The sequence below is a fragment of the Candidatus Magasanikbacteria bacterium genome (assembly GCA_021648085.1).
Classification (GTDB): Bacteria; Patescibacteriota; Patescibacteriia; order Magasanikbacterales; family UBA922; genus JAKITS01.
Window position 1 is genome coordinate 874,146 of the sequence record JAKITS010000001.1, and the last position, 24,513, is coordinate 898,658.

Genomic DNA, 24,513 nt, shown 5'->3' on the forward strand with positions numbered 1-24,513 from the left:
AATGAAACAAAAAGGTTTTACAACAATAGAGATTATAGTAGCAATGAGTATATTTTTAATAATTTCCGCTGCTAGTTTTGGTATTTATACAAACTTTCAAAATGTTATTGCAGAAACTGGATTAAAAGAGGTTGGTTCGGTTATTAATTCTGCTGCAAACAAAGCTAGAAACGGACTTTTTGGCACTTCTTGGGGAATATATTTTCCTTATGATGAAGTGACTAGAAAAACAGAAACTGCTGTAATTTTTTCTGGCGATAGTTATGGTGCTAGGGACACATCAAAAGATATAAATATAAAATTTACAAAAGCAATAGAATTTATAAATATGTCTGTGAGTGGTTCTGGTAGTTCAAGTGGCAATGATCACGAAATTGTATTTTTACCTTTTTCCGCAGATACTAGTCAGTACGGAGAGATATTAGTGCAATCTTTTGGTGCAACCTCAACCATTATTGTATCAAAAGATGGGTTTATTACTTGGAAGTAGTATGATTTTAAAAAATAAAAAAGGATTTTCAGTTCTAGAGCCTCTTTTAACAATAGGTTTAATGGCTATAATTTTTCTTTCCCTCTCTAGTTTGTTGGTAGTGAGTAGTTTTGATAGTTATAAAAATACAGATTTTCAAGAAGGTTTATGGCTTGCACAAGAAGGTGTCTCTGCTATAAAAACTATGACATTTAGTGATTTATTTGAGACTGCGAGTGGTAGTTTACATTTTGTGACTAGTTCACAAGAGGTTGGCAGTTGGCAATTACTAGAAAATGGTCCAGAAAATACAGGAAAGTTTACAAGAGAAATTTTGGTAAGTAGTATAAGACGAAGCGCAAGTTGTGGTATAAGTGAAAATCAAGCAGATACAATAGATCTGGATACTTTTAAAATAGAAAGTAATGTGACTTGGCAAGACACAAATGGAGAAATGCGAGATGTTTCTCTTGAAAGTTTTAGAACAAATTGGCAAAACCCAAGTGGAAGCTGTTTTGTGGTGAATGATTCTTGTTTGTCTGTAGATATTTCATCGGCTTCTTGGTCTGGAGGAAAACAGTTGAGAGATGTGTACTTTACAAATATATGTGAAGACGATTTTGATATTGATAGTATAATTTTTACTTGGGATTATAATACAGAAATAACACAAGTATTTTTGGATAATCACAAAATTTGGTCTAGCTCTGGCCCAGGCTCTCCTTCCGGCTATCAAACAAGTGGTACAGAGCTTTTTGTACATCATGCAGAGGTTGATGGTGAAGATACAGTAGAGCTACATAAAACTCAATTTACACAAAATATGGAAGGTTCTACTATCTCAATAACTGTTTATTTAGAAGATGGTACTTCTGTGAGTACTGGAATTTTTACTCCTTCTTATTAGTATGAGAAAGCAAAACGGAATTACACTCGTGGGAACCCTTGTTTACATAGCTTTACTGGCTATAATTTTACCTGCTTTAGTTATGTTTTTTTTGGGAACTACTGCAAATTATTCAAAATTAGACACAAAATCTAGAATAATAAATTCTGCTTCTGTAATTTTCTCCAGAGTTCATTATGAGTTTAATAATGCAACAGCTTTTAGTATAACAAGCTCTACTTTGGGAGTGGATGAGAGTAGATTATTTTTTCAAAATAAAAATGGAAATAGTTTTATTTTGGAAAGTGTCTCAACAACAGCATTATTTGCAGATACACAGCAAAATATAAACAGATTGCGTCTTGTAAACCAAAGCAGTAGCACACAAAGTTGGCTAACAGATCCAGATTTAAATATAGATAAGTGGAACATACACGCAGTTAGAGATAGTGTTGGCACACTAACAGGGTTGCGCGTAGAATTGAAAATAGAAGGTCCTACGGTTTCAGAAGAAGGTTTTAATTCAAATAGTTTTAATGTTTCAACTACAATAAATTTTAATTCTAGTATTTTAGAAATTTAGTATGACTATAATAAAAAATGATAAAGGAGTTGTAATGATACTTCTTTTGGTTGTTATAGGCATTACTTCGTTTATTTTTTTCTTTGGTTTTGCCAGAACTAGTCTTATGACTGTTTTGGATTTAGATGAGCAAATTATAGCAGTACAAACGAAAGAAAGATTAACTGCTTGTGTGGACGAGGTTTTAATAAGATTGCAAAACGATAGTACATTTAACACAACTACAATAAATATGGTATCATATAATTGTGGAGTAAATATATCTGGAAATGTATCAAATACTACTGTAAATGTATCTACAACTTACAAAAACATAGAAAGGGGGATTGAGCTGAATTTAACATTAGATCCTGTTGTAATCCAAAGCTTAGAAGAGAGGCTAAATTAGAACTTTTTAGAGTAATAGTTGCCAAACTGTAAAAGGTGAACTGTATATTCTTAGAAGGAATTTCGCTTTTTAGAGCGTAAAAAAATCGTGGGATAACCGCGATTTTTTTATTGGTAATATCTTGTTATTTTGAAGGTATCTCTAATATAAAAGTGGCACCTTTCCTTTTTTTTGTTTTAGCTTTGCACCACAGCTGACCTTTATGTTTTTTTGCAAATTTACGACTTATAAATAAATCAACACCTAACCCTTCTGGTTTTATTTTTTTAATTTCATTTCCTCTAAAGAATTTTTCAAAAATTAATTCTTTGTTTTTTGTAGATACTCCAACACCTTCGTCTTCCACTGAAACAGTAAATTTGTCTGTCCGAACATTTAATGATGGATGTATGATAATAGTACTTTTTTTTGGGCTATAATCTACAGCATTGGAAATGAGTGTTTCTAGAATTTGTTGTATTTTTTTTGTATCACAGTTTATGGTAATTTCTTTTTGACTAGATTTTATTTTAATTTTTATACCTTTTTTCTCTATGTCTTCTTCTACTTTTTCTAATGCTGGTGTCAGTAGATTTTTAAAGAAATCATTTGGATCTTTTTTGATAGCTACTTTTTTTTCTGATATTTCGAGTGATGTAAAAAGTGAATTTAAACCATTATTTAAAGATTTTAGTTTGTAGTGAATTCCACTTGTGTGAGAGCTGATTTTTTTACTTATTTTTCCAACATCTCCATCTAATAAAATTTCCAAATCCCAAAGAGCCGAAGAAAGCGGTGTACGAAGGTGAAGAGACAAAACATTTATAAATTCAGTTTTAATTTTATCTGTTTCTTGAAGTTTTCTCAAGGCTTCTGAGTGTTCAATTGGGTAAACAACTTCTTTTGAAATCTGGTCTATTAGTCGGATATCTTTATCATAAAAAGGATCATCAGACTTCTTTTTTCCTATAATTAATATAGCGATCAATTTTTTGTCTTTGTGAGAATAAATAGGGGAAATAACTTCAAACTTAGACTTATTCATAGCTTTTTTAAAGTGAATAAGTTTTTTTCTTTGTCCATTTGTAAAAATACGAGTATGGCTTACTAAATAGTCCAGATGGTCTTTAAAAATAACACTTGTATTTTTGTCTATAAAAGCCTCTTTGTTTTTGTGGTCTGATATATACTCTACTAAGTCCTTATGTTTTTCAATTTTTATTTTATTTTTATCTCCAAAAACTTTTGCAGTATGAAATTTCTTGTAAACAGCACTCCCAAGTATAAAGGTGACATCATCTGTTTGGAGTTTGTCTTTAATTTTTTGTGCAGTATCTGTAAGTAAGTTTTTCAAATTGTGTTTTGATATTAGAAGATTATTAAATTCTTCTAGTGCAGAGCGTAAGTGGTATTGTCTTTTGAAAAATATCTTGTTTGTAATCCTCTCTAAAGAGTTTTTGAAAGGTGTAAAACCAATTGTAATTATAAAAGCTGCCAAAACAAGTGCATAAGTTTGCCCAATAAACTCTCCGGCAAAAAGCATGCTTGCAATAAATAGTGTGGCTACAACTACAAAAGTTGCAGAAAATATAAAACCTCTTTTTATAATAACCTCTATATCCAAAAATCTATGTTTTACAATAGCATAACCAATGATTAAAAGCATTGGGAAAGAGAATAAAGGTCCTATATTATTATAGTGAAAATTATTAAATAAAATCGGTAAAAATAGATTTGTTATAAGTATTGGTATTACCAATATGGAAAAACCTATTGTTGTATATGCTAGTTTAATTTTTTCTATTTTTTTAGAATTTATAACTTTTATAATTAAAATTATAAGAGTTATTATAATAATTGTTGGGTAATAAAAAGTAAAAAAATTAATTAAAGGCCCCAAGGTTCCATTTATGGATCCATTAATAATAATAACACTATTTGTAATTAATAGGGGTGTTAATGTTAAAATAAATAAAACTAAACTTACAATAATATAAAATAAATTAAATAATTTATTTTTTGGTTTTGTTTTTGGATATATTAAAGAAAAATATAAAAAAACATTAACTAAAATTAAAGAAAAAGAAAAAGCGAGCCTACTCCACCAAAGTTGAAGTGTAGGCCCGCCTATTGCAGTAATTGTAAAAAAAAGAGAAATATTCCAAAACGCTAAACTAAAAGCATAAGTTGCAAATAGTTTATTTAAAATATTTTTTTTATTATTAAATAGTATTTTTAAACCTAATAATATATTTAAAGAAAAAACAATTAAATATAAAATTGAAAATGAATTATAAATCATAATTTAAATTAAAATATATTTTATCTTTAAAAAAAATACTACCAGGAGCAGAAAATGTACCGTGATATTCTTTATATGATTCCCAAATTTTAATATTACAAGTTTTAGATATTTCTAACCAATATTTTTTTTGACAAACAGCTATCCAATATTTTGTATAGATTTTCTTTTTTGTGGTTATTAATGAAAATGCTGTTATTAAAATACCTAAATTTGTAGTTCTTTTTATTTTTGCGACTGACAATCTAGATAATTCCAGTGTTTTCATTCTTGCTATTTCTTGAAATTTTGGTAATTCAAACTCCTCTTCCAATAAAAATCCTCTTGGAGTATTTGGAATTAGCCTAATACACCCTATTATACCACAATTATTCTTTGCAAAAAAATGATAAGAATATTGATCAAACCAGTCTATTTCTATTTTGTCTGGATAATCTTTTGGGTCTAAACTTTTTATTTCTTCACAATATACTTCATATCTTAATTTTTGGGTTTCAATTATTTCTTCTGGAGTTTGTGCTCTACGAATAAGAATTTCTTCCCCACCTTTTGTAATTATTTGACCCGTGTCTTTTTGGCAACTAAATAAAATACAAGTATCACCATACAAAACTTCAAAATTTAAAATTATAAAACCTACATTTTTAAGAATTTCTTCTAGTTTTTTAGGTTCAATAAAGTGTACTGTACTTCCTTTTTTTGCAGCTTTTGCAATAACTAAGTTTATCATCATAAGTAAGACTGACAAAGGAAAAATACAAAAAAATAATAGTCCTGCTTTCCAATCTCTCTCTTTTTTAATCAATTGTAAATGTTCATTTAGAATATTTTGTGGTTTTGGATTAAAAGGATTAACTAATACTAAAATACCACCGTCTTCTAATTTTTTATACCAATTTTCTATGACTTCTTCTGGATTTTTTGTTGTATAAAGCGAGTTTGAAGATATTATGCGGTCAAAAGATCTTTTATTTTTCGCTTCATTTTCAGTTCTTTTTTTTTCAAAATTTACATTACTAAATTTTTTCAATTTTCTCCTTGCTTTTCCAAGCATTATAGAAGAGATATCGATTCCAAAAATTTTTATATTATAAGGTAAATCCTTCGAAGAAACCACTTCTTTTATTGAGTTTCCTGTTCCACATCCAGAATCTAAAATATCTAAGTGTGGAATAAGTCTCAACTCTTCCAAAATTCTCTTTTGTAAATATTTGTAAGGTTTTAAAAATCTCACAATATCATACAAAATTGCATAGAATTGCCAAAAGAACTTTTTCATTACTTTTTCCTCCAAATTACCCCCACGTTAATAATAAATTCAGTTTACTTGTTTTTTTAATTTTTGTCAATGTGAGTAAAAACAAAAAACCTCCTAAAAGGAAGTTTTTGAAGTTGTCGGAGTGAAAGGACTTGAACCTTCGACCCCTGCGTCCCAAACGCAGTGCTCTAGCCAACTGAGCTACACTCCGATGTGTGCCGAGGGTGAGAATTGAACTCACGACACGAGGATTTTCAGTCCACTGCTCTACCACTGAGCTACCTCGGCGTATCCGACCTGTTTTAATGTAATAGCAATTACGACACCAAAGCGTCTTGTGGACCCGAAGAGATTCGAACTCTTGACCTCCGCCGTGCAAGGGCGGCGCTCTACCAGCTAAGCTACGGGCCCGTTAAGCAATGTACACAATTATACAAGTTTTTATTTAGAATGTCAAGAATTTGAGTAATAAAAACATCTATAAATACATTACACTTGTTTTTTATATTATCTATTGGTGTGTTCCTTCTGTAAATCTTAACTTCAATTCTTCTTTTTGTTCTTTTTTTAGATCATTAAATAGTTTCTTACCCCATTTATTTTCTTTCAAGGTATTTGCAATCCACTCACCACCCAATAAATGCGGAAGCATTACATAATCTGCACCTTCTTTGTAAAGTTCACGCAAATATTTTACATGGAAAAGTGTTGAGATAATATAAATTTTCTTTGAGTGTTGTCGTATATGTGAAATTAACGTTTTTTGATCGTTTACTTCTGGAATAGTAGATATAATAAGCTTTGCTTTTTCTAAAGGTAGTTCTTCCAAAAATTCAACATCGGAGGCATCACCAAAAAACGCAGGAATATCACGCTGTTTTAGTTTTTTTATAGTATTTGGGTCATAGTCTACTACGGCAAATTTCATACCTTTTTCTTTTAAAGCTTCACAGATTTTCCAACCCATTCTGTGATATCCAAAAATCCAAACAGGATATTCTGTCTTAACCTCAATTTCTTGTTGCACATCTTTACCAAATTTTTTGAGTATTGGTAATATTTTTTTGTAAATCTGTTCGTTGTATGTGATTACATAAGAAGAAACAATAATGGTAGAGAGTGCAACAATTGTAAGTATTGCAAGTTCTACACCGGCTAAAAAACCTGCACCAGTTGCTGCAAAAATTAATATAAAACCAAACTCACTTACCTGAGCTGTAGTGATACTAGTCAAAAATGCGTTACGCCTAGTATATTTTAGTCGCCTCATTATTATAAAAAGAATTAAAGGATCAAAAATCAAGACAAAAGCAGTTAGAATTGCGCCGGGAACTATCGCTTGTTGTATATCTCCAAGCTGAAGCTCACTACCTAAAACAATAAAAAACAAAACAATAAAAAAGTCTCGAAGTGGTTTTACACGACTACTAATTTGTGTTTGGTATGGTGAAGTTCCAAGAGATATTCCTGCTATTACAGCTCCTATTTCTAGTCCAAAACCAAGCATATAAACAAGACTTGCTACACCAAAACACCATGCAATTGTAAATATAAATAAAAGTTCTCCAGAGTTTGCAACTTTTTCTATAACTTTGGGGAGAATATATTTTGCCAAAAAATATACAACACCAACCAAAACAAATCCTTTCCCCATTGTGGTGCCTAAAACTCTGTACCAGACGCCACCGTTACTGGTAGATGTGTTTATAAAAATCAAAAGCATTACGGCTATAATATCTTGGATTAATAACAATCCAATCATATAACGACCGTAAGTTGTATCTAAATCTTTTTTGTCTGCTAAAAGTTTTGTGACGATAATTGTACTAGAAAATGTAATGGCGACTGCTATAAAAACCGCCGGCCAAAAAGCAAAATTTAAAAAATACATTATCAAAAATCCAAGTATTCCCGTGACTGCAAACTGTGTTAAAGTTCCTATTGCAACAGTTTTTCCAGATTTTTTGACAAATTCTAAATTCAAACCAAGCCCAACCATAAAAAGTAGAAGGACAATTCCCATTTCTGCAAAAGATTCAAAATAATGCTCGGATCCGTCTATTAAATTTAAAAATAAAGGTCCTACAAAAAGTCCAGAAAAGATGTAGGCGATTATTAAAGGTTGTTTAAGTAGTTTTATAAAAAGAGAAATGCTAACGGTAATTCCAAAAAGCACGCTAATTTGTAAAAAAATATTTTCCATAAATTTTATTTGAATGTGTCTATTATACCATAAGTGAGTAGATTAGGTAGAGTAGGTAAAATAAAGAAAGACTACTTGTATTGTGGTCTTTCTTTATTTTATATTTCTATTTTCTAATAATTCCAGCAAGTTTCGTAAATAATCCGCCAAAATGTCTCCTTTTGGAATGTGCAAATAAACCAACAATAACAGAAGTTAGTCCGCCAGCCGTTGCGGTGAGGTATTTTTCTATTGCGCTGTCTTTTGAAATTGTTTCGCTATTATTTTTATATTCAGTAGAAAAGTCACTAACTCCAGTTTTTATAATATCAGTTTGGGAACGGGGTAAAATTTGATATCCGCCACGAGTTTTTCCTACAATTCCGTTAGTGGTCACTAAATCTGCAATTTTATACATTCGTTTGTCTATATTTGTGCCTTTTTTGGAGTAAACTTTTATTTCCTCACTTCCGTCGTCTACATACATATATGAACCTTTTATTTCTGTGATTTCTCCTGCAATTTGTACAAAAGATCCTTCAAAACTTTCATTTATGTCTGCAATTTCTACTATTTTTGGAGCGAGCGAATTTGTATGGTTTAAAATTTTTATACTTTCCCGACCTTTCAATTTTATACGAGTTTCACCGTAAGCTTGTGAAATTTCTCCAACAATTTCTACCAAATCTCCAACTTTTAATTCTGGAAAATCTTTGCTGTGCATATAAACTTGAATTCCAGAATTATCAACGATATAAAAGTATTGAGTTGCCAAAATATTTGGCAAAACCGCCACAGTTCCTTGTGTTCGTACCAAATCACCTGTATCTACCTTTACTCTTATTTCTGTTATTGGTAAATTTAAAATCGTTTTTACTTTTTTTCGTGAAGTTGTTGTTTTTACAACTATTTCCAAAGCATTTTCTGTGTTTGGTGTTGGGGTTGTTGTCCATTTCCAATTATTATTTATTTTTGCAAAACTTGCGTCTTCTATAGTTTTTCCATAATTTATTTCAAAAATGACAGAGTCGTCTGGATAAAGCAAGCGAGCGGAGTCGCCAGTATTGTTTAGAGAAATTTTAGTTTCTTCTTTCCAAAAAACTACAAAACTATTTGGCAAAATCACTGAATTTTTTGGGAGAATATATCCTTCTGAACCTCCGTCTTCATCATCAATTTTTAGCCCAGTTATATCTACTGGAAAATCGGCAGAATTGTAAATTTCTATAAATTCGTCTGCGTCATTTCCAGCAGGATTTGGGAAAATTTCTGTAATTTCTATATTTTCCCAATCAATAGGAAATCCGCCAGCAAAATTTTCTACTTCCAAAACTTCAATTTCAATTTCTTTTTCAAATTTTTCTCCTTCTGAATTTTCGGCGTTTAGTTTTACAGTAAAAAATCCAGTTTCACTAAAAATATATTCTGCAAACATTCCCGTACTTGTACTTTTTCCAAAATCCCACTCAAAAGTTAAATCTTCTATATTTGTAGAATCAGAAAGGTCAAATTTTACAGAAATTCCAACTTCTGTAGAAGTTGGCGCGTCTATAATTAAAAGAGGTTCATTTTTTGGCTGTTTTGCATTTTTTGTGTCTGGACTTGTTATTTCACTCCAAAACCAACCTTCGTCTCCACGACTATAACTTTCTCCATTTTTTGCTTTTTCACTGTATTGTACGCTGTCTACAAGTGATATGTTTGCATTATAGAGTTTTGCACTGTCGCCACCGGTATTATTTAGTGCGATTTTAGTTCTAGACCTTAAAAGTGTCAAAAATTCTCCAGATTCTAAAATTGTATTTTTAATTGTATATCTTTTTGTACTCTCGTCTCCAATTTGCCAACCTGCCAAATTTATAGTTTTTGTGTCCGCATTAAAAAGTTCAATAAATTCATTTTCAATGTCAGATCCATCTGGATTTGGTAGAATTTCGTTTATAATAATTTTGCCCAAATGAGAATAATTATTATTTTGAGCAGGATTTGAACTTGGTGGCGGAGTCCCAATATTTTGACTTACGGGATTTGCAGGTTCGGAGGTTGGTGGAGTAGTTATTATGTTCTCTGCATTTTTTGTGATAGTTGTAGTTTCTTCAAAATTTCCTGAATCCAAACTTTTTGCAATAGAATTTCCTTTTTCTACATTTGTGTAGCTTGTTTCATCTATTTTTTCACCGTTTTTGTGAAAAAGTTGAATTATATCACCATCATTATTCAACTTTGAGCTAGAAAATTCATATACAAAAAATCCCAAAGCTGTAATATCGCCATTTAAAGGAAAAGTTCCAGTATTATCTTTCAAAAACCAGTCGGTCAAATCTACAGTTGAAGTTGTTAGGTTATAAAGTTCAACCCATTCTTCATCTTCATTTGGATTTGGTAAAAATTCATTTATTTTTATTTTAGCAATTATTTCTGTAGAAGTTGGTGTGGTTGTTGTAATTTCTGGTTCTTCATAAATATTTATCGTCGTACTCGCAAATCCAGTTTCATTTTGTGCGTCTGTGACGGTTAAATTCACGATAAATTCTCCAGCTACAGCATAGCTATAAGTTGTCGTTGTATTAAAATCAAAATTTCCATCACCAAAATCCCACTTATAACTTATTATTTCTTTGTCGTCGGTAGAATTTTCTGCACTAAACAAAATTTCTTGATTTATTGTGCTACTTGCAGAAATTGGTGAAAGAATTGCTATTGGTGGATTGTTCAATGGGGGAATGTAAGAATTATTTTGAGGATCTGCATCATTTTTTATAAAATCATTTGAATTTTCGTTTGTGTCCTGAAAATCATTTTGAATTTTTATCCTAGAAAAATTTTTTGCGCTGGCTGGTTTATTAACTGGTGAAACACCTTCAAAAACTGTAGCTTTTCCATAACCCACCATATCTACAATTTCTCCTTTATTATTTTCCAAAACAATAGTGTTATTAGGTGCAATTGTTTTGCTGTTATTAAAAATAAAATCAGCAGTAGTGCTGACATTTGAGTAGTTTTGATGGGTCAAAAGTAAATATTTTTGCGAACCAATTTTACCTATAAAATCAATTAAAATATGTTTTGTTGTTGTGTTCGTTTTTGTAAGTTTATAAAGTTTCCAACCGTCTAAATTTATTTTGTTGGCTGTTGGATTAAAAATTTCCACAAATTCGTCTGTTGTTCCACCTTCGCCCGCAACCTGAATTTCTGTAATTATAATATGGTCCAGCGAAGACGACTGCGCAAAACTACTGAAACCTGTCAAAAAAAGTAAATTCACCAGAAAAAATATAGGAATAGTATATAAAATGGTTTTAATTTTCATATTTTTTATAAAAAAAAAGACTACTTGGTTAGAGTAGACAGGCAATAATTTTATTGTAAGTTAGTTGAAAAATATTGTCAAAAAAAAAGACCAATAAAATTTATTGGTCTAGGGTTTTAAAATTATTTTTTTTACAAAATAATATAATCCTACTTTTTATCCCGAAAAGAAAACTGTGTATAGTTTTTAAAACTTCACAAAATGTAGTGTATTCTAATTTTTCAGACTTTTTCATTAGTCTTGCATCAAAAAAAGCAGACAAAAGACAATAACCTCGTACTAATTCTATCTTCTTTTCTTTTTCTGGATCATTTTTTCTTACAAATAATTTTTTTGAAGTAAAAAAAACAGTTTTTTTGCCTTCACTGTTTTCACGCCAACCTTCAAAAATAATTATTTCTAATTCTGTCTCCGAATTGTGAAAATCTAAAAAAATAACACCTAGAAAGATTTCTTTTAGGGTAAAATTATACCCATTACGCCTTTCTGTTTTCAGAGCTTTTGTTATTAGCTCTGTTGTTGTGGCGTCTCTGCTTATTTTATTTTCAATTGCAGTAAAACCCTTATCCTCTAAATCTTGCTCTGTTATTGTGGGTAAAAGTTTAATTGGTCTTGTCTCGGTATCTAAATAAGAACACATCTTTCTCCTTTTGCCTTGAGTTTAAAAGAACTGTTAATATAGTTTATACTATTTATGCACAAAATATAAATTTCGTCAATAAAAAAAAGACCTTTCTAGCAGTCTTTTTTTATTTTTTTAATTATTTTTAAGTTCTTTTTTGTAGTACTCTTTGTAAATGGTAATTATAGAAAGGAATAATGCTGCAATGACAGGCCCAATTATAAATCCGGAAATTCCAAATATCAACAAACCTCCAAGAGTAGAAAGTAGAACTATCAAAGGATGAAGACCAGTATCTTTTCCTACAATTATTGGGCGGAGAAGGTTGTCTATACTACTTATAAATAAACTTCCAACAAGTAAAAGTACAACTCCTTGCCAGATATTTCCAGTTAAAAGTAAGATAATGACCGCTGGAAACCAAATAAGAAATGGACCAATTGCTGGAATTAAAGACATTACCAACATAATAACACCCCAAATAAAAGCACCTTCAATTCCCACAACCCAAAATGTAAGCCCTCCAATTAAACCTTGGATTCCACCAATAATTAAGGTTCCTTTTAATGTGGCTTTTGTTGTTGAAGTAAATTTTTTGTATAAAAGTTTTTCATATTTATTTCCAAGTGGAGAAATTTCCACTATTCTTTTTAACATCTTTTCTCCATCTTTAAAAAAATAATATAAAGTATAAAGCATCAAGAAAAACATAACAATAAAACGCATTGAGTTTTGTGTAATATTTTTTATGTTAGTAAAAAGAAACACAACCACTGTCTCCGATGCATTTAGCGCATAGCCTGTCCATTTTTCTTGGGCAATTTCTACATAAGGTGCTAGTGAGGTTTTATTTATCCAGTCTGCAGCTATTTTTACATCTCCAAGCACATCTCTTTGTGATATTTTATCAAACAAGTTTACAGACTCATTTATAAATAAAACACTAAAAAGTGTAAGAGGTAAAAGAAGAAAAACTGTAAATAAAATAATAGTAATAATAGAGCTTGTACCCGGAGAATTTAGGTATTTATTTGTAAACCTGTAAATTGGATAAAATATTACTGCCACAATTGCTGCCCAAAAAATAGGATAGAAAAATGGTCGTAATAAATAAACCATTCCTATACTAAGCAGTATAATGAGTGCAAAGAAAAATGCTGAACGCATTTTATCAAAATTAACTTTTGTTTTTGGCATATTTTTTTGTGTAATTTTACTAAGCTTAGTATAGCAGACCTTGACAAAAGTGTTAAATTTTGTTTAAGTATATAAGTCTTTTAACAACAGGAGAATAGTGATGCAAAAGTCAGAGATTTTGGAATTTCTTAATCTTTATTCACAAAACCCAGAAGAATGGGTAGATTTCCTTCATTTAAATGCCAATCGTATTTTTGCGGAAGATTTACTTCTTTTGCTTACACCAGAAGCTGTACAAAAATTTAGGCAAGCGGTAATATATATCGCAAGTATTTATGAAGGAATTGAAAGTGATTTGGAGGAATCTCTAAAAACTTTTTCAACTAATCCAAATAAAGATAAAGTTTTGGAAGAAATGAAAAGAACAGGAACCGTAAACCTTGAATTTCCTGAACACAGTTTCGCATACCATAAAATTCAAAAAATTTATAAAAGTTCTTTGGTAGATATCGTGTGTTCGCTTTACCTAATCCCAATAAATAGAAAAAAACTGTAAATAAAATAACCTCGGACTATATTAGTCCGAGGTTTTTATTTTTGTCAAGGAATTGACACAAAAAAAGAATCTTTCTCAAGATTCTTTTTTTTTGTTAGTTTAATTTATTGTCTCAGTTATGTCATATTGAGCGTAGTGAAACGGAGTCGAAATATCCCCGTGCAATATCATTAAATATAAATAATTATAATAAAACATTAGCCGGTCCTTCCAACTCTTTTTATTTTGTCCTACTTAATCCAAGCGTAAGCGATCCATCTTTTTAAATTATTTCACTTTTCTCAACATATCTCCATTGCCCAACTGGCAATTTTCCAAGTTCTAGTTTATTTATCCTAATTCTTTTCAATTTTCGTATATTATGCCCAAGTCTTCCAAACATTCTGCGGATTTGTCTATTTTTTCCTTCTTTCAAGACTAGATAAACAGCGTATCCACCTTCTACTTTTTTCACTTCTTTTATCTTTGCTCCTTTTACATTGTCGTCGCCAAGTTGCATTTGTTTGGAAACATTTTCAATGTCATCTTCACTCATATCTTCATCGATCAGAATTTCATATTCCTTTTCGTGTTCAAAACGCGGATGACTCAATTTTTCTGTCAAATCTCCATCGTTTGTAAGCAAAACCAACCCTTCGGAATCTTTGTCCAATCTGCCAACCGGGAAGACTCTTCGTCTTTCTCTTTTTCCGCCAATTGCATAATAATACTTTGCTTTCAAAAGTTCCAAAACAGACTTGCCTTGGTCGCTAGTTGTAGTTGTAATATATCCAACAGGTTTGTTTACAATAATATAAATTAACTCTTCTTCGGAGAGTTTTATTATTTTGTCTCTAAATTTTACCTCGTCTTTTTTTGGATCTATTTGCACGCCGTGTTTTGGCTGTTTTCCATTTACAGTTATTTTCCCAGCTTCTATAAACTCGTCTGCTCTTCTACGAGAGCACAATCCAGATTGCGCTAAAAATTTATTTAATCGCATATTTTAACCTCTATTTATTAAATAAATAATATAAATTATATAAAGAATTACAAAAATAACACCTTGCTGTCGATTTATTTTTCTTCTTTCTCCACTAAATAAAAATAAGAATAATAGGAGTGTAGCTCCTATATTTACTAATAAATCTATATCGGCTGCGATATTAAAAGCCAAAGGTTTTATTGCAGCTGTAAGTCCAAGTATCCAAAATATATTAAAGATATTTGATCCAACAACATTTCCAATGGCCATATCATCATTTTTGTGGAGAACTGCGATTACAGCCGTCACCAATTCTGGAAGTGATGTTCCAATAGCCACAATTGTAAGACCAATAAGAGATTCAGACATTCCGGCAATTTGTGCCAAAATGATAGCATTTTTTACCAAAAGTTGTCCACCAAAACCTAATCCAACAATTCCAGCTAAAACCATTAAAACAGAATTTAACCAGCTGGATGTGTGAATTACCTCTTTTTCACCTTCTATTTTGGAGATCCCAAAAGTATAATAAAGGAAGATAATAAAGAAAGCCATAAATGCCAAGCCGTCTGCTCTACTAAGAACATTTGTGAGAGACCCGTCTAAAAGTGCATCATTTCCAAAAATAAACAGTAATATAACCGCCAAAAGTGAAAGTGGAATTTCTTTCCACACAGTTCCTTTTGATACTTGAAGCGGATAAATTATCGCCGCAATTCCCAAAATAAGTAAGATGTTTGATATATTACTTCCTACAATATTTCCAATTGCTAAGTCTGGTGAGTTGTTTAGAGCAGAAAATATATTTACCACAAGCTCTGGTGCCGAAGTTCCAAATGCCACAACAGTCAATCCTATCACAAGCTGAGAAACCTTAAGTCTTTTGGCGATGGACGCAGAACCGCGAACTAGAAATTCACCACCGGCTATCAAAATACCAATTCCTAAAACTAATAAAAATATTGTTAATGCCATACAGAGCGAGGAGTTAAGGTTAAGACCTAAGAAATAAGTGAATTATATAAAACTAATATACCTTTTTTGACTTATTTAAGCAATAGAATGATAAAGAAACAAGATGTAAACAAATCACAAAAAATAAATTTTAAAAAATAAAAGAAAAATTAAATACACCATCCTGAGCGGAATGAAGTCGAACGGATCTCGGGATAAAATCATAAGAACTTTAAATATTCACAATTTTAATAGTAAGGTCTTGAGATATTTCGATATTTATGCTCCTTTTTGTTGACATTTTTTCTTTTTTGTGGTTTAATATTTTGTTCTTTTAAAATAGAAAAAGTGGAGGTATCTGTGTCTATAAAAAAGTGTAGGGATAAAATAGACAAACTTATTATAAAGTCTGTACCAGAAATTCAAGATTGTATTATATGTGAAATTCAAGAAGTTTACGATGTTTTTCCAGAAATGACTTTTGCAGATAGTAGTAAATTGTGGAAAAATAAAGTTGCCACAATCTTTAAAGCAAGAGGCGTTGAATTAAGAAGAGTCGATGAGTGGGGGCGCGATCCTTTTTTGGTTATTTTAACTCCAGAAGGACTTTTTTCTTGCCCAATTGTTGTTGGTATTTCAGAAGAGGTAGACTCAAATAATAGTGATGTAATTATCGCTTTTAGATCTATGTCTTCCAGACGCTTAACATTAGGAAGAAAAGGAGATCTTGATCTGCCTAATTCTTATCCTGACTGGGCAAAAAGAAAATCAGAGCATTATTTGTGGATAAAATATGCAGAGCAAGCATTGGACATTATAGATACTTTAGATAAAAAAATACCCGACATTACTTAATGTCGGGTTTTTGCTTTTACACACGGGTTTTATCTTCCAAATATTATGGTGTGTGTAAAAGGTAATGGGTCCGCTCGGAGTTGAACCGAGGCATAACATATTATGAGTATGTTGCTCTACCACTGAGCTACGGACCCGAACTTTAAAAGCACTAAAAGTAAGATTACTATAATTATGCGAGTTTGTCAACCTTTTTCATTAAAAAGTAGTAAAAAAGTAGGTAAAAGCCAAAAAATTATAGCCATATCATTTTTTATGTAAGGAGAATCAACTAATCCAATTATTACAAATACAATCATTGCACTTAACAAAAAAATATTTTTGTTTTTGAAAGCAGTTTTGAAAAACCAAAATAAAATTAAAATAAATCCAAACAAACCAACAATCCCTATATTTACCCACATTGTCAAAAATTGATTGTGCGGATGGTGAAAAATCTCTATCCATTTATCTATACGATACGGATAAATAGCTTTTTGATAACTTGCGAGCCCAACACCAAAAATAGGGTTGTGTCGGAGTAATTCAACAGTTTCACCCCACATATTTATACGAAGTTGTCCAGACCTGTCTTGAAGTAGAATTTCTTGTTTTATTCCACTTGCCATTGGTGCAAACATTACAAACAAAAACACAGCAATAGACGCTATAATTACACTTATTTTTGTAAATTTATTGAAAAGAAGTAAGAAAAATAAACCAGCTAAAACTCCAATTAAAGCACCAGTGCTTTTGGCATAAAAAATAGCGAGCAGAGCGAGTGGTACAAAAAGTAGGGAGGTTGTTTGAATAATTTTGTTTTTATAATTTACAAAAAGATAAATCGCAAGTGGAATAATTGGTGCTAAATAAATTCCAACTCCATTTGGAAATCCCCACCAACCTGTCACGCGGTAAGTATCTCTATTTTCCCAAAAAGAATAAGGCACCATAAAGCCAGTAAAATGTTGATAAATTGCCAAAATTGCAGTTGCAAATCCACTTAAAACTAAAGCAAAAATTAAATTGTTTACCTGCTTTTTATCCTCAATCGAAGTGTATAAAATAAATGCAAAAATAATAGGTTCAACATAAAAAGCTTTAAATTCTCCAAGTGCAGAGCGTAAATCTATAGAAATAGTTATATTAATTACAGCCCCAATTACAAAAATCCCTATCGCAAACAATAAAGATTTGTGATTGTCGAACAATTTCTTTGCTCTATTTTGAGCAAGTTTTCTGTTGTCTTCATTAAAAAGTCGAATTAGCCAAAAAATAAAGATAATTCCAATCATTAACTCTAAAAAGGTTGTAGGAATTTGTCCAAAACTAAATCGAACTAAATAAGATGGTAAAAGTAAAATAACCAAAAAACAAGCCCAAAAAAATCTTTTCCAAGCGAAAATAATAAATAATATGAAAAAAAATAAAAAAACTAAACTCATAATGGGCTTTTTATATTTTTTAATTTTGGATTTGTCACTTTTGTATAAAGTTGTGTCGTGCGTATATGAGAATGTCCTAACAATTCTTGAACATATCGCACATCTACTCCATTTTCAAGTAGGTGAGTAGCAAATGAATGTCGAAGAGAATGAAAAGTGGCTGGTTTTTTTATTTTTGTTTTTTGTAGAGCTTTTTGAAAAACAAATTGAAAAGATCTTGTACTTAATTTTCCTCCACGATTAGAGTTAAAAATAAAGTCATTTATTTTTTTTCCTGCGATTAAATTTTGAAAATCTGCTTTTAGTTTTTCTGGAAAAACTGTAATTCTGTCTTTCTTACCTTTAGCATTTTTAATATGAATAATTAACTCTTCTAAATCTAGGTCTTGTACTTTTAAATTTTGTACCTCACTAATTCGTAAGCCACCAGCATAAGCTAATGTTATTGCCAGTTTATATTTTTGATTAGATAGACTTTTTAAAATTTCTTGTATTTCTTTTCTACTTAAAACAATAGGTAATTTTTTACTTCTTTTGGTAAATTTTAAATCAATACTTTCATTGTTTTTCAAAACTTCTTTATAAAAAAACTTAACAGAATTTAAAGCTAGATTTATAGTTTGTGGAGATTTTTTTTGCTCAACTTTTTCTAATAAAAATTTTTCTATAGCCTCTTTTTTATTTTTCAAGTCATATTTTTTTGCAAAATCTAAATATTGTTTAATATATAATAAATACGCCTTTCTAGTTTTTGGAGAATATCCCCTTAATTTTAGTAAATTTTTTGTTTGTAATAATATATTTTCCATGGTAAACTTCTAAATAAGTTATATATATATGAATACTAACATAAGTTCGCATTTAATACAAAATACAGTTATTATCCGAAATAAACTTCGGATAATAACCAGTTATACGCAATTCAAAAAATATTTTTCTTGATGTACGATAACTATAGGCTTTCTAAAAGGGGAATAAATTTGATTTTTTCAAAAATAAAAGAGGGGGATAATATTGTGTTTTCTCCACTCCGTTACGAAAACGATTTTATTTAAAAGAGAAAACTTATATACTAATTACAATTTTAATTTATAATAGGTGGAAATATGCAAGTACAACAATTACCAATTTATCAATTTTTAGAAGGTTCGGGGAAAAGTTTTGTTATCCCTGTTTATCAGAGAGATTACGCTTGGACTAAAGTAAATTGTCTTAAATTATGGAATGATTTAATTGATTTAAATAATAATTCAAGAAGTGATCATTTTTTGGGAACACTGGTAACAATAGGAAGTGGTTTTCAAGAATATACTGTAATTGATGGGCAACAAAGATTAACTACTGTTTCTTTATTATTAAAGGCTCTACATGATTTTTTGGAAAAAAAGGAAAACAAATCAGAAGAAGAGAATGTTTTAATCGAGCAATTAATGGATTTTTTGATTAATAAATATTCTAAAGAAAAAAATAAAAGAATTAGGCTCAAACCAAATAAACAAGATAAAGAATTTTTTGAAAATCTTTTTGAAAAATCAAATAATTTAGATGTAAATTCTAATATTATTAATAATTATAATTTTTTCTTAAATAAAATTTCCTCAAAAGAATTAAGTCCACAGCAGATTTTTGATTCTTTTAGGAAATTGAAGGTAGTTCTAATAGATTTAGTAAGGGGACAAGATGATCCTCAACTAATCTTTGAAAGCCTTAATTCAACAGGTGTTGATTTAACAGCAGGAGATTTAATTAGAAATTACATTTTAATGGATTTAGAACCAGTTGAACAAGAAAAGTTATATAAACAATATTGGATTGAAATAGAAAATCTAACTGGTAATATTGCTGAATTTATAAGAAATTATTTAATTTTCAAAGAAAGAACATGGGTAAAGAAGGCAGATGTTTATTCAGTTTTCAAAGAATATTCATTTAATAATTTCAAAAAAGATAAAGAAAAAATACTTGATGATTTATTAACATTCGCAGAATTATTTAGTTGGTTTGTCCAAATTAAAGAACATAAGAATATTGAAATTAATAAAAAATTATCAAGGTTGAATAAATTAGAATTTACTATTTGTTATCCTTATTTATTTGATATTTTTAATGATGTCAAATTGGAAAATCTTTCTGAAAATAACATTATAGAAATCCTTACATTAATTGAAAGTTATGCTTTTAGAAAAATTCTAGTGGATAACACCACACAAGGATTAAATAAAATGTTTATTACTCTTTCAAAAGAGATTAAAAAAGAAGATTCATGGAAAGATCAGTATGTAAATATATTGAATTACATTCTACTTGAAAAAAGAGTCTCTCAAAAAGTTCCAACTAACGAAGAATTTGAAAATGCTTTAATAAATAAAGAAATTTATAGATTACAAGCAAAAAATAAAAACTTTTTATTAGAATCATTAGAAAATTATAATTCTGCTTATCCTGTAAATGTGGAAAATTTAACTGTTGAACATATTATGCCACAGACACTAACAAAAGAATGGAAACTAAAATTAGGCGATAACTGGCAAGAGATTCACAATAAATATTTACACACATTAGGTAATTTAAGTTTGACAGCAAAAAATAGTGAATTGTCTAATAATTCACTAGAAGATAAACAACAAATAGATTTTCAGACAAGCAGATTAAAATTAAATTATAAACTTGATAATCAAACAGATTGGAATGAAGGAATTATAATAGAAAGAGCAAAAAGTTTAATAAAAAATGCAGAGGAAATTTGGCCATATCCAAAAACAACTTATTCTAAACCAATTCCAGAAGAACAAACTTTTGATTTAGAATCAGAAGATAGTTTTAGTGGAAGTAAGCCGTCTCGTTTATTTTTTGAAAATGATGAATTAGGTATTGAAATAAAGACATGGAGAGATTTACTATTAAAAACATGTAATTTTTTATATAAATTTTCGCCTACTGAATTTGTAAATATCAAAAAGAGTGATGAATTCAAATGGTTATTTGAAATAGACAAAGAATTGCCAAATGCCATAGAATTTATTGAAGGACACTTTATTGAAGTTGGACTTAGTGCAAATCATATTGTTAGAATCTTAAAAAGAATCTGTGAACGTATGAATTATCCTGCTGAAAGTATTATCTTCTCATTAAAAAATACAAAGAAATAAGGAGTTTTCCTTTTTCCAATTCACCCCTAACCCCTCTTGGAAAAAGAAAAACGAAAAAATCAAATTTATAAGAAATAAACGAAAGCCTATCTAAATGAATAAAAACGAAAAATATTTTTTGAACTCACTCCTCTACGCTCCGTGCCACGCTGCGCTCTCCTCCTTTCAGTCGTCGGGGCGTATAACAAGGGATATACGGTTCAGCCCTCAGCTCGGGCTTCACCCAAATTTTTCTTCCGCTACGCTCCGCAAAACATCGCATATACTAAACGTTAAGTGAAATAATTTTTTGGGCTAAAATGTGATGGGGCTTGGGCAACTTATATAAACGTGCTTCCTTACCTACCTATTATGAAAATTACTAAAAAACAAGTAGAAGAAACCTGTAAAAAACTTGATGAAGATTTAATAAAATTTTCTTTTCTCGCTAGTGGAAATCATAATGACAATTATGCAATTGAAACAACTGGAAAAAAATATGTTTTGCGAATAGAAAACAATCCTCAATTCAAGAATTTAAAAAAAGAATATAATCTTTTGAAATCTCTAAAACCCAAACTAGGACCAAAAGTCTATTTTTTTGATAAATCTCATAAAATTATTCCTGCTGATTTTTTTGTTGAAGAATTTGTTGATGGAAAATATCCTAAGAAACTAAATGGCAAATTCATAATTTTAATGGCTAAATGGCTTAAGAAACTGCATCAACAAAAAAAGCCTTGCAAAAAACACTCCATGTTGAAAGCAATAAAACCATATTTTAGGAATGTTAATAACCATAAAAATGCAATTCCCTCTAAAACAGCTAATGAAATTGATTCTCTTTTCAAGAGAGTAACTGTTTTTTGCACAAAAAAAGACAACATTTTTGCTGATAGAAAAGAGGCTTGTTTGTTGCATGGCGATTTATCAAGAGAAAACATTATTTATGATGGCAAGAACATTAGACTTTTGGACTGGGAATTCTCAAGATACAATTTTCCCGAATGGGATCTTGTCTATTTTATTCAAAGCTTAAAACTAAATCCTAAACAAAAAGAACTATTCCTTAAAACATATAGATACCCAATATCAAAAACAGGCAAAAAGAGATTACTGGTTATTTCCTTACTCAATACCTGCGGAGATATTGGATATTCAGTTTGGCGTTTAGGTTTAGTTAAAGAGGGAAAATTGAATAAAAAACTTACTCCTGAGATTTCAAAAAGATTGGACTTGGACATAAATAGACTAAAAAAGATAATTGAGGATTTAGAACGCTAAACTATTTAAAGAACTACTTAATTTCTATACGGTATGAAAACTATAGAACTAACGCCCAATCAAATTGTCACTTTGAACGATTACCCAGTTCATAGCGATAGCGTTCTAAATGAATATTTTTCTAAATGCAAATCAGGAGAAGAAGTGCCTTTTGTTCCAGTCATCAGAAAAGATATAGTCAGAAAGTATTTTGATAACAAACTTCTTGAAGAATTTGAAAGATTTGAACATCAAAATCCCGTTGCAGAATATTTTATGTTAGATGGTAGTCATAGAACTACTGCCTTAGCTTTTGCAGGTTGTAAAATTACTGCAATTCTTTATGAGGCAGATTCAGATATTGAGGAAGCAAAAAAGTTAGTAGCAACAGGACAAATTCTTCAAAATGACACATTAGAACATTCACTTGAAGAGAATTGTGAAATACTAAACAGACATTTCAGAGACAAACCATATTTTATGACTGTGGAACAAAAGACAGAAAAAATGAAGCGAGAAAAGAAAATACCTCAAGATATTAAATAGAAATCTTCATCAAGTTTTATAGGAAGCACTTAACTGATACGCCCAAGCCCATTGATACTTGTTCTGGAAGGCTCACTGTGTTCGCTGGATGGAACGCCCAAAAAATTACTTGCTCCGTTTCACTCCGCACCACGCTGCGCTTTCCTCCCTTCGGTCGTCAGGTCACTTAACAAGGGATATACGAGAAATGGCTCGGCTCGCCATTTCTCCAAATTTTTCTTCCGCTACGCTACAGAAAAACTTCGGATATCCCTGACGTTGTCAGAAATTTTTAAAAAATTATAAATTCTTATGAAACATACAATAACAGTTGGGGTTTTTGGGATAATTACAAACGAACAAGGTGAAGTTTTGCTTTGTCATCGTAATGATTACAATTTATGGAATCTTCCCGGTGGCAGTCTTGAAAAAGGCGAAACTCCTTGGCAATGCATGATTCGTGAAGCAAAAGAAGAAACTGGCTTAGATGTAGAAGTCTCTCGTTTTATGGGTATTTACGCAAAACCTCATAAAGATGAAATAGTTTTTATGTTCGTTTGTAATGTAATTGGTGGAAAACTCACATTAAATGAAGAAGCTAGAGATTTAAGATATTTTACCTTAGATAGTATCCCTAAAAACACTGTGCCTAAACAAGTTGAAAGGTTGAAACATTATTTTGCAGATAAGAATAAAGTATATTTAGAGGAGCAAGGAGGAAAGTCATCGATAGACATGGTTAAAGCGGGAAATTTATAATTTTTTAAAAACTGCTCCGCTATCGCTACGCCCCCGTTGCACTCTCGCTCCGTAAACTACGCTCGGGTCTGACAACACAGTATATCTAGCTCGCTCGTGCCCTCGCTCGACCCATATTTGCCAAAAACTAATTGATTTTTAAAGGAATTTTGGCAAACATCAGATATACTGGAACGTTAGGCGACATACATTTTTTATCTGTTTGATAATAAGGAGGTTTCCCGCTTCGCTTTTAAAAATAAGGAAGCAAAACAAAATTTTTCTTTTTTATTTTTAGAGGGGAAATATGGTATTTTCTCCGCTATCGATCCGAAAACGATTTTATTTATAAAATTGTAAAAACATAGTTTTTAGTATAATATAGATGTAACACTAAGGTAATAATAATTTTTAAAATATGACTAAAAAAGATACTTCAATTGTACTTTTTCACGAAAAATAAGTTCGTCGTCATTGGGACGAAGATAAAGAAATTTGGTATTTTTCTATCATTGATGTTATTGAAGTTTTAACCGAAAGTGTTAATCCACGAAAATATTGGAGTGTATTGAAAACAAGGCTAAAAAAAGAAGGTAGTGAAGTGGCTACAAATTGTAGCCGTTTGAAATTAATAGCAAGTGATGGGAAAATGAGAATTACAGATGTAGCTGACACAGAATCACTTTTAAAGCTTATTCAGTCAATTCCTTCGCCTAAAGCAGAGCCTTTTAAGCTTTGGCTAGCAAAGTCGGTTATGAAAGGATTGAAAAAACAGAAGACCCAGAATTAGCAATTAACAGAGCTGTGCAAACATATCTAAAAAAGGGATATTCCAAAGAATGGATTAATCAAAGACTCAAAACAATTGAGGTTCGTAAAGAGCTTACAGATGAGTGGCAAGAAAGAGGAGTGAAGGAAGGTTTGGAATTTGCCATTTTGACTTACAAAATCACAAAATCGTGGTCTGGGAAAAGTGTTAAGTCTTACATA

20 protein-coding genes, 4 tRNA genes and 1 pseudogene are annotated in these 24,513 nt (G+C 30.4%); 11 read left to right on the plus strand and 14 right to left on the minus strand.

Annotated elements, in window-relative coordinates:
• The first annotated feature begins 1 nt into the window (after nucleotide 1).
• Genes L3J07_04330 through L3J07_04345 form a run of 4 tightly spaced genes read left to right on the plus strand, consistent with a single transcriptional unit; the run spans nucleotide 2 to nucleotide 2,326 of the window.
• A complete protein-coding gene (locus L3J07_04330; GenBank protein MCF6277035.1) occupies nucleotides 2-490 on the plus strand; it encodes a type II secretion system GspH family protein in 489 nt (162 codons plus the stop codon).
• Between the two features lies 1 nt (nucleotide 491).
• Complete coding sequence (locus L3J07_04335) at nucleotides 492-1,376, plus strand: hypothetical protein (GenBank protein MCF6277036.1); 885 nt, start codon at nucleotides 492-494, stop codon at nucleotides 1,374-1,376.
• Nucleotide 1,377: 1 nt separating this feature from the next.
• A complete protein-coding gene (locus tag L3J07_04340; GenBank protein MCF6277037.1) occupies nucleotides 1,378-1,938 on the plus strand; it encodes a hypothetical protein in 561 nt (186 codons plus the stop codon).
• 1 nt (nucleotide 1,939) lies between these two features.
• Nucleotides 1,940-2,326, plus strand: coding sequence for a hypothetical protein (locus L3J07_04345; GenBank protein ID MCF6277038.1), 387 nt, complete (start codon nucleotides 1,940-1,942; stop codon nucleotides 2,324-2,326).
• Between the two features lie 124 nt (nucleotides 2,327-2,450).
• Here the strand turns inward: L3J07_04345 and L3J07_04350 are convergent, their stop codons facing one another.
• The 9 genes from L3J07_04350 to L3J07_04390 form a co-directional block, all read right to left on the minus strand.
• A complete protein-coding gene (locus tag L3J07_04350; GenBank protein ID MCF6277039.1) occupies nucleotides 2,451-4,607 on the minus strand; it encodes an ATP-binding protein in 2,157 nt (718 codons plus the stop codon).
• Nucleotides 4,597-5,886 carry a methyltransferase domain-containing protein gene (locus L3J07_04355; GenBank protein ID MCF6277040.1) on the minus strand — a complete coding sequence of 430 codons (1,290 nt, stop codon included), beginning with the start codon at nucleotides 5,884-5,886 and terminating at the stop codon, nucleotides 4,597-4,599. Before L3J07_04355 ends, L3J07_04350 begins: the two co-directional genes overlap by 11 nt.
• Before the next feature lie 116 nt (nucleotides 5,887-6,002).
• A tRNA-Pro gene (locus L3J07_04360) sits at nucleotides 6,003-6,076 on the minus strand.
• A 5-nt stretch (nucleotides 6,077-6,081) separates the two neighbouring features.
• Nucleotides 6,082-6,153 (minus strand) — tRNA-Phe (locus L3J07_04365).
• 50 nt (nucleotides 6,154-6,203) lie between these two features.
• Nucleotides 6,204-6,276 (minus strand) — tRNA-Ala (locus tag L3J07_04370).
• A gap of 100 nt (nucleotides 6,277-6,376) precedes the next feature.
• Nucleotides 6,377-8,068, minus strand: coding sequence for a cation:proton antiporter (locus L3J07_04375; protein ID MCF6277041.1), 1,692 nt, complete (start codon nucleotides 8,066-8,068; stop codon nucleotides 6,377-6,379).
• Between the two features lie 106 nt (nucleotides 8,069-8,174).
• The gene (locus L3J07_04380; protein MCF6277042.1) at nucleotides 8,175-11,357 is read right to left on the minus strand and encodes a lamin tail domain-containing protein; all 3,183 of its coding nucleotides are present in this window, start codon (nucleotides 11,355-11,357) and stop codon (nucleotides 8,175-8,177) included.
• A 100-nt stretch (nucleotides 11,358-11,457) separates the two neighbouring features.
• Nucleotides 11,458-11,997 carry a hypothetical protein gene (locus tag L3J07_04385; protein MCF6277043.1) on the minus strand — a complete coding sequence of 180 codons (540 nt, stop codon included), beginning with the start codon at nucleotides 11,995-11,997 and terminating at the stop codon, nucleotides 11,458-11,460.
• Nucleotides 11,998-12,114: 117 nt separating this feature from the next.
• A complete protein-coding gene (locus tag L3J07_04390) occupies nucleotides 12,115-13,176 on the minus strand; it encodes an AI-2E family transporter (protein ID MCF6277044.1) in 1,062 nt (353 codons plus the stop codon).
• A 100-nt stretch (nucleotides 13,177-13,276) separates the two neighbouring features.
• On the opposite strand from L3J07_04390, the gene L3J07_04395 reads away from it, so the two are divergent.
• Complete coding sequence (locus L3J07_04395; protein MCF6277045.1) at nucleotides 13,277-13,672, plus strand: hypothetical protein; 396 nt, start codon at nucleotides 13,277-13,279, stop codon at nucleotides 13,670-13,672.
• A 262-nt stretch (nucleotides 13,673-13,934) separates the two neighbouring features.
• Here the strand turns inward: L3J07_04395 and L3J07_04400 are convergent, their stop codons facing one another.
• Both L3J07_04400 and L3J07_04405 read right to left on the minus strand, forming a co-directional pair.
• On the minus strand, nucleotides 13,935-14,654 hold the full coding sequence (locus tag L3J07_04400; GenBank protein MCF6277046.1) for an rRNA pseudouridine synthase: 720 nt from the start codon (nucleotides 14,652-14,654) through the stop codon (nucleotides 13,935-13,937).
• A gap of 3 nt (nucleotides 14,655-14,657) precedes the next feature.
• Entirely contained in the window at nucleotides 14,658-15,611 is a 954-nt protein-coding gene (locus L3J07_04405; GenBank protein ID MCF6277047.1) for a calcium/sodium antiporter, read from the minus strand.
• 339 nt (nucleotides 15,612-15,950) lie between these two features.
• Here L3J07_04405 and L3J07_04410 point away from each other — a divergent pair, with 339 nt between their 5' ends.
• Complete coding sequence (locus tag L3J07_04410) at nucleotides 15,951-16,445, plus strand: hypothetical protein (protein MCF6277048.1); 495 nt, start codon at nucleotides 15,951-15,953, stop codon at nucleotides 16,443-16,445.
• 65 nt (nucleotides 16,446-16,510) lie between these two features.
• On the opposite strand, the gene L3J07_04415 is transcribed toward L3J07_04410, so the two are convergent.
• The 3 genes from L3J07_04415 to L3J07_04425 all read right to left on the minus strand — a co-directional run bounded on the left by L3J07_04415 (nucleotide 16,511) and on the right by L3J07_04425 (nucleotide 18,678).
• Nucleotides 16,511-16,582, minus strand: a tRNA-Ile gene (locus L3J07_04415).
• 48 nt (nucleotides 16,583-16,630) lie between these two features.
• Entirely contained in the window at nucleotides 16,631-17,869 is a 1,239-nt protein-coding gene (locus L3J07_04420) for an O-antigen ligase family protein (protein ID MCF6277049.1), read from the minus strand.
• Entirely contained in the window at nucleotides 17,866-18,678 is an 813-nt protein-coding gene (locus L3J07_04425) for a tyrosine-type recombinase/integrase (GenBank protein ID MCF6277050.1), read from the minus strand. The genes L3J07_04420 and L3J07_04425 overlap by 4 nt, the downstream gene beginning before the upstream one ends.
• Before the next feature lie 297 nt (nucleotides 18,679-18,975).
• Here L3J07_04425 and L3J07_04430 point away from each other — a divergent pair, with 297 nt between their 5' ends.
• The 5 genes and pseudogenes from L3J07_04430 to L3J07_04450 all read left to right on the plus strand — a co-directional run bounded on the left by L3J07_04430 (nucleotide 18,976) and on the right by L3J07_04450 (nucleotide 24,510).
• Entirely contained in the window at nucleotides 18,976-21,018 is a 2,043-nt protein-coding gene (locus tag L3J07_04430) for a DUF262 domain-containing HNH endonuclease family protein (GenBank protein MCF6277051.1), read from the plus strand.
• A gap of 351 nt (nucleotides 21,019-21,369) precedes the next feature.
• A complete protein-coding gene (locus L3J07_04435; protein MCF6277052.1) occupies nucleotides 21,370-22,281 on the plus strand; it encodes an aminoglycoside phosphotransferase family protein in 912 nt (303 codons plus the stop codon).
• A 72-nt stretch (nucleotides 22,282-22,353) separates the two neighbouring features.
• The gene (locus L3J07_04440) at nucleotides 22,354-22,806 is read left to right on the plus strand and encodes a hypothetical protein (protein ID MCF6277053.1); all 453 of its coding nucleotides are present in this window, start codon (nucleotides 22,354-22,356) and stop codon (nucleotides 22,804-22,806) included.
• Nucleotides 22,807-23,097: 291 nt separating this feature from the next.
• Nucleotides 23,098-23,544: an NUDIX domain-containing protein gene (locus L3J07_04445; GenBank protein ID MCF6277054.1), complete on the plus strand. Its 447-nt coding sequence runs from the start codon at nucleotides 23,098-23,100 to the stop codon at nucleotides 23,542-23,544.
• Between the two features lie 472 nt (nucleotides 23,545-24,016).
• Nucleotides 24,017-24,510 (plus strand): annotated as a pseudogene (locus tag L3J07_04450) (Bro-N domain-containing protein).
• Nucleotides 24,511-24,513 lie beyond the last annotated feature (3 nt).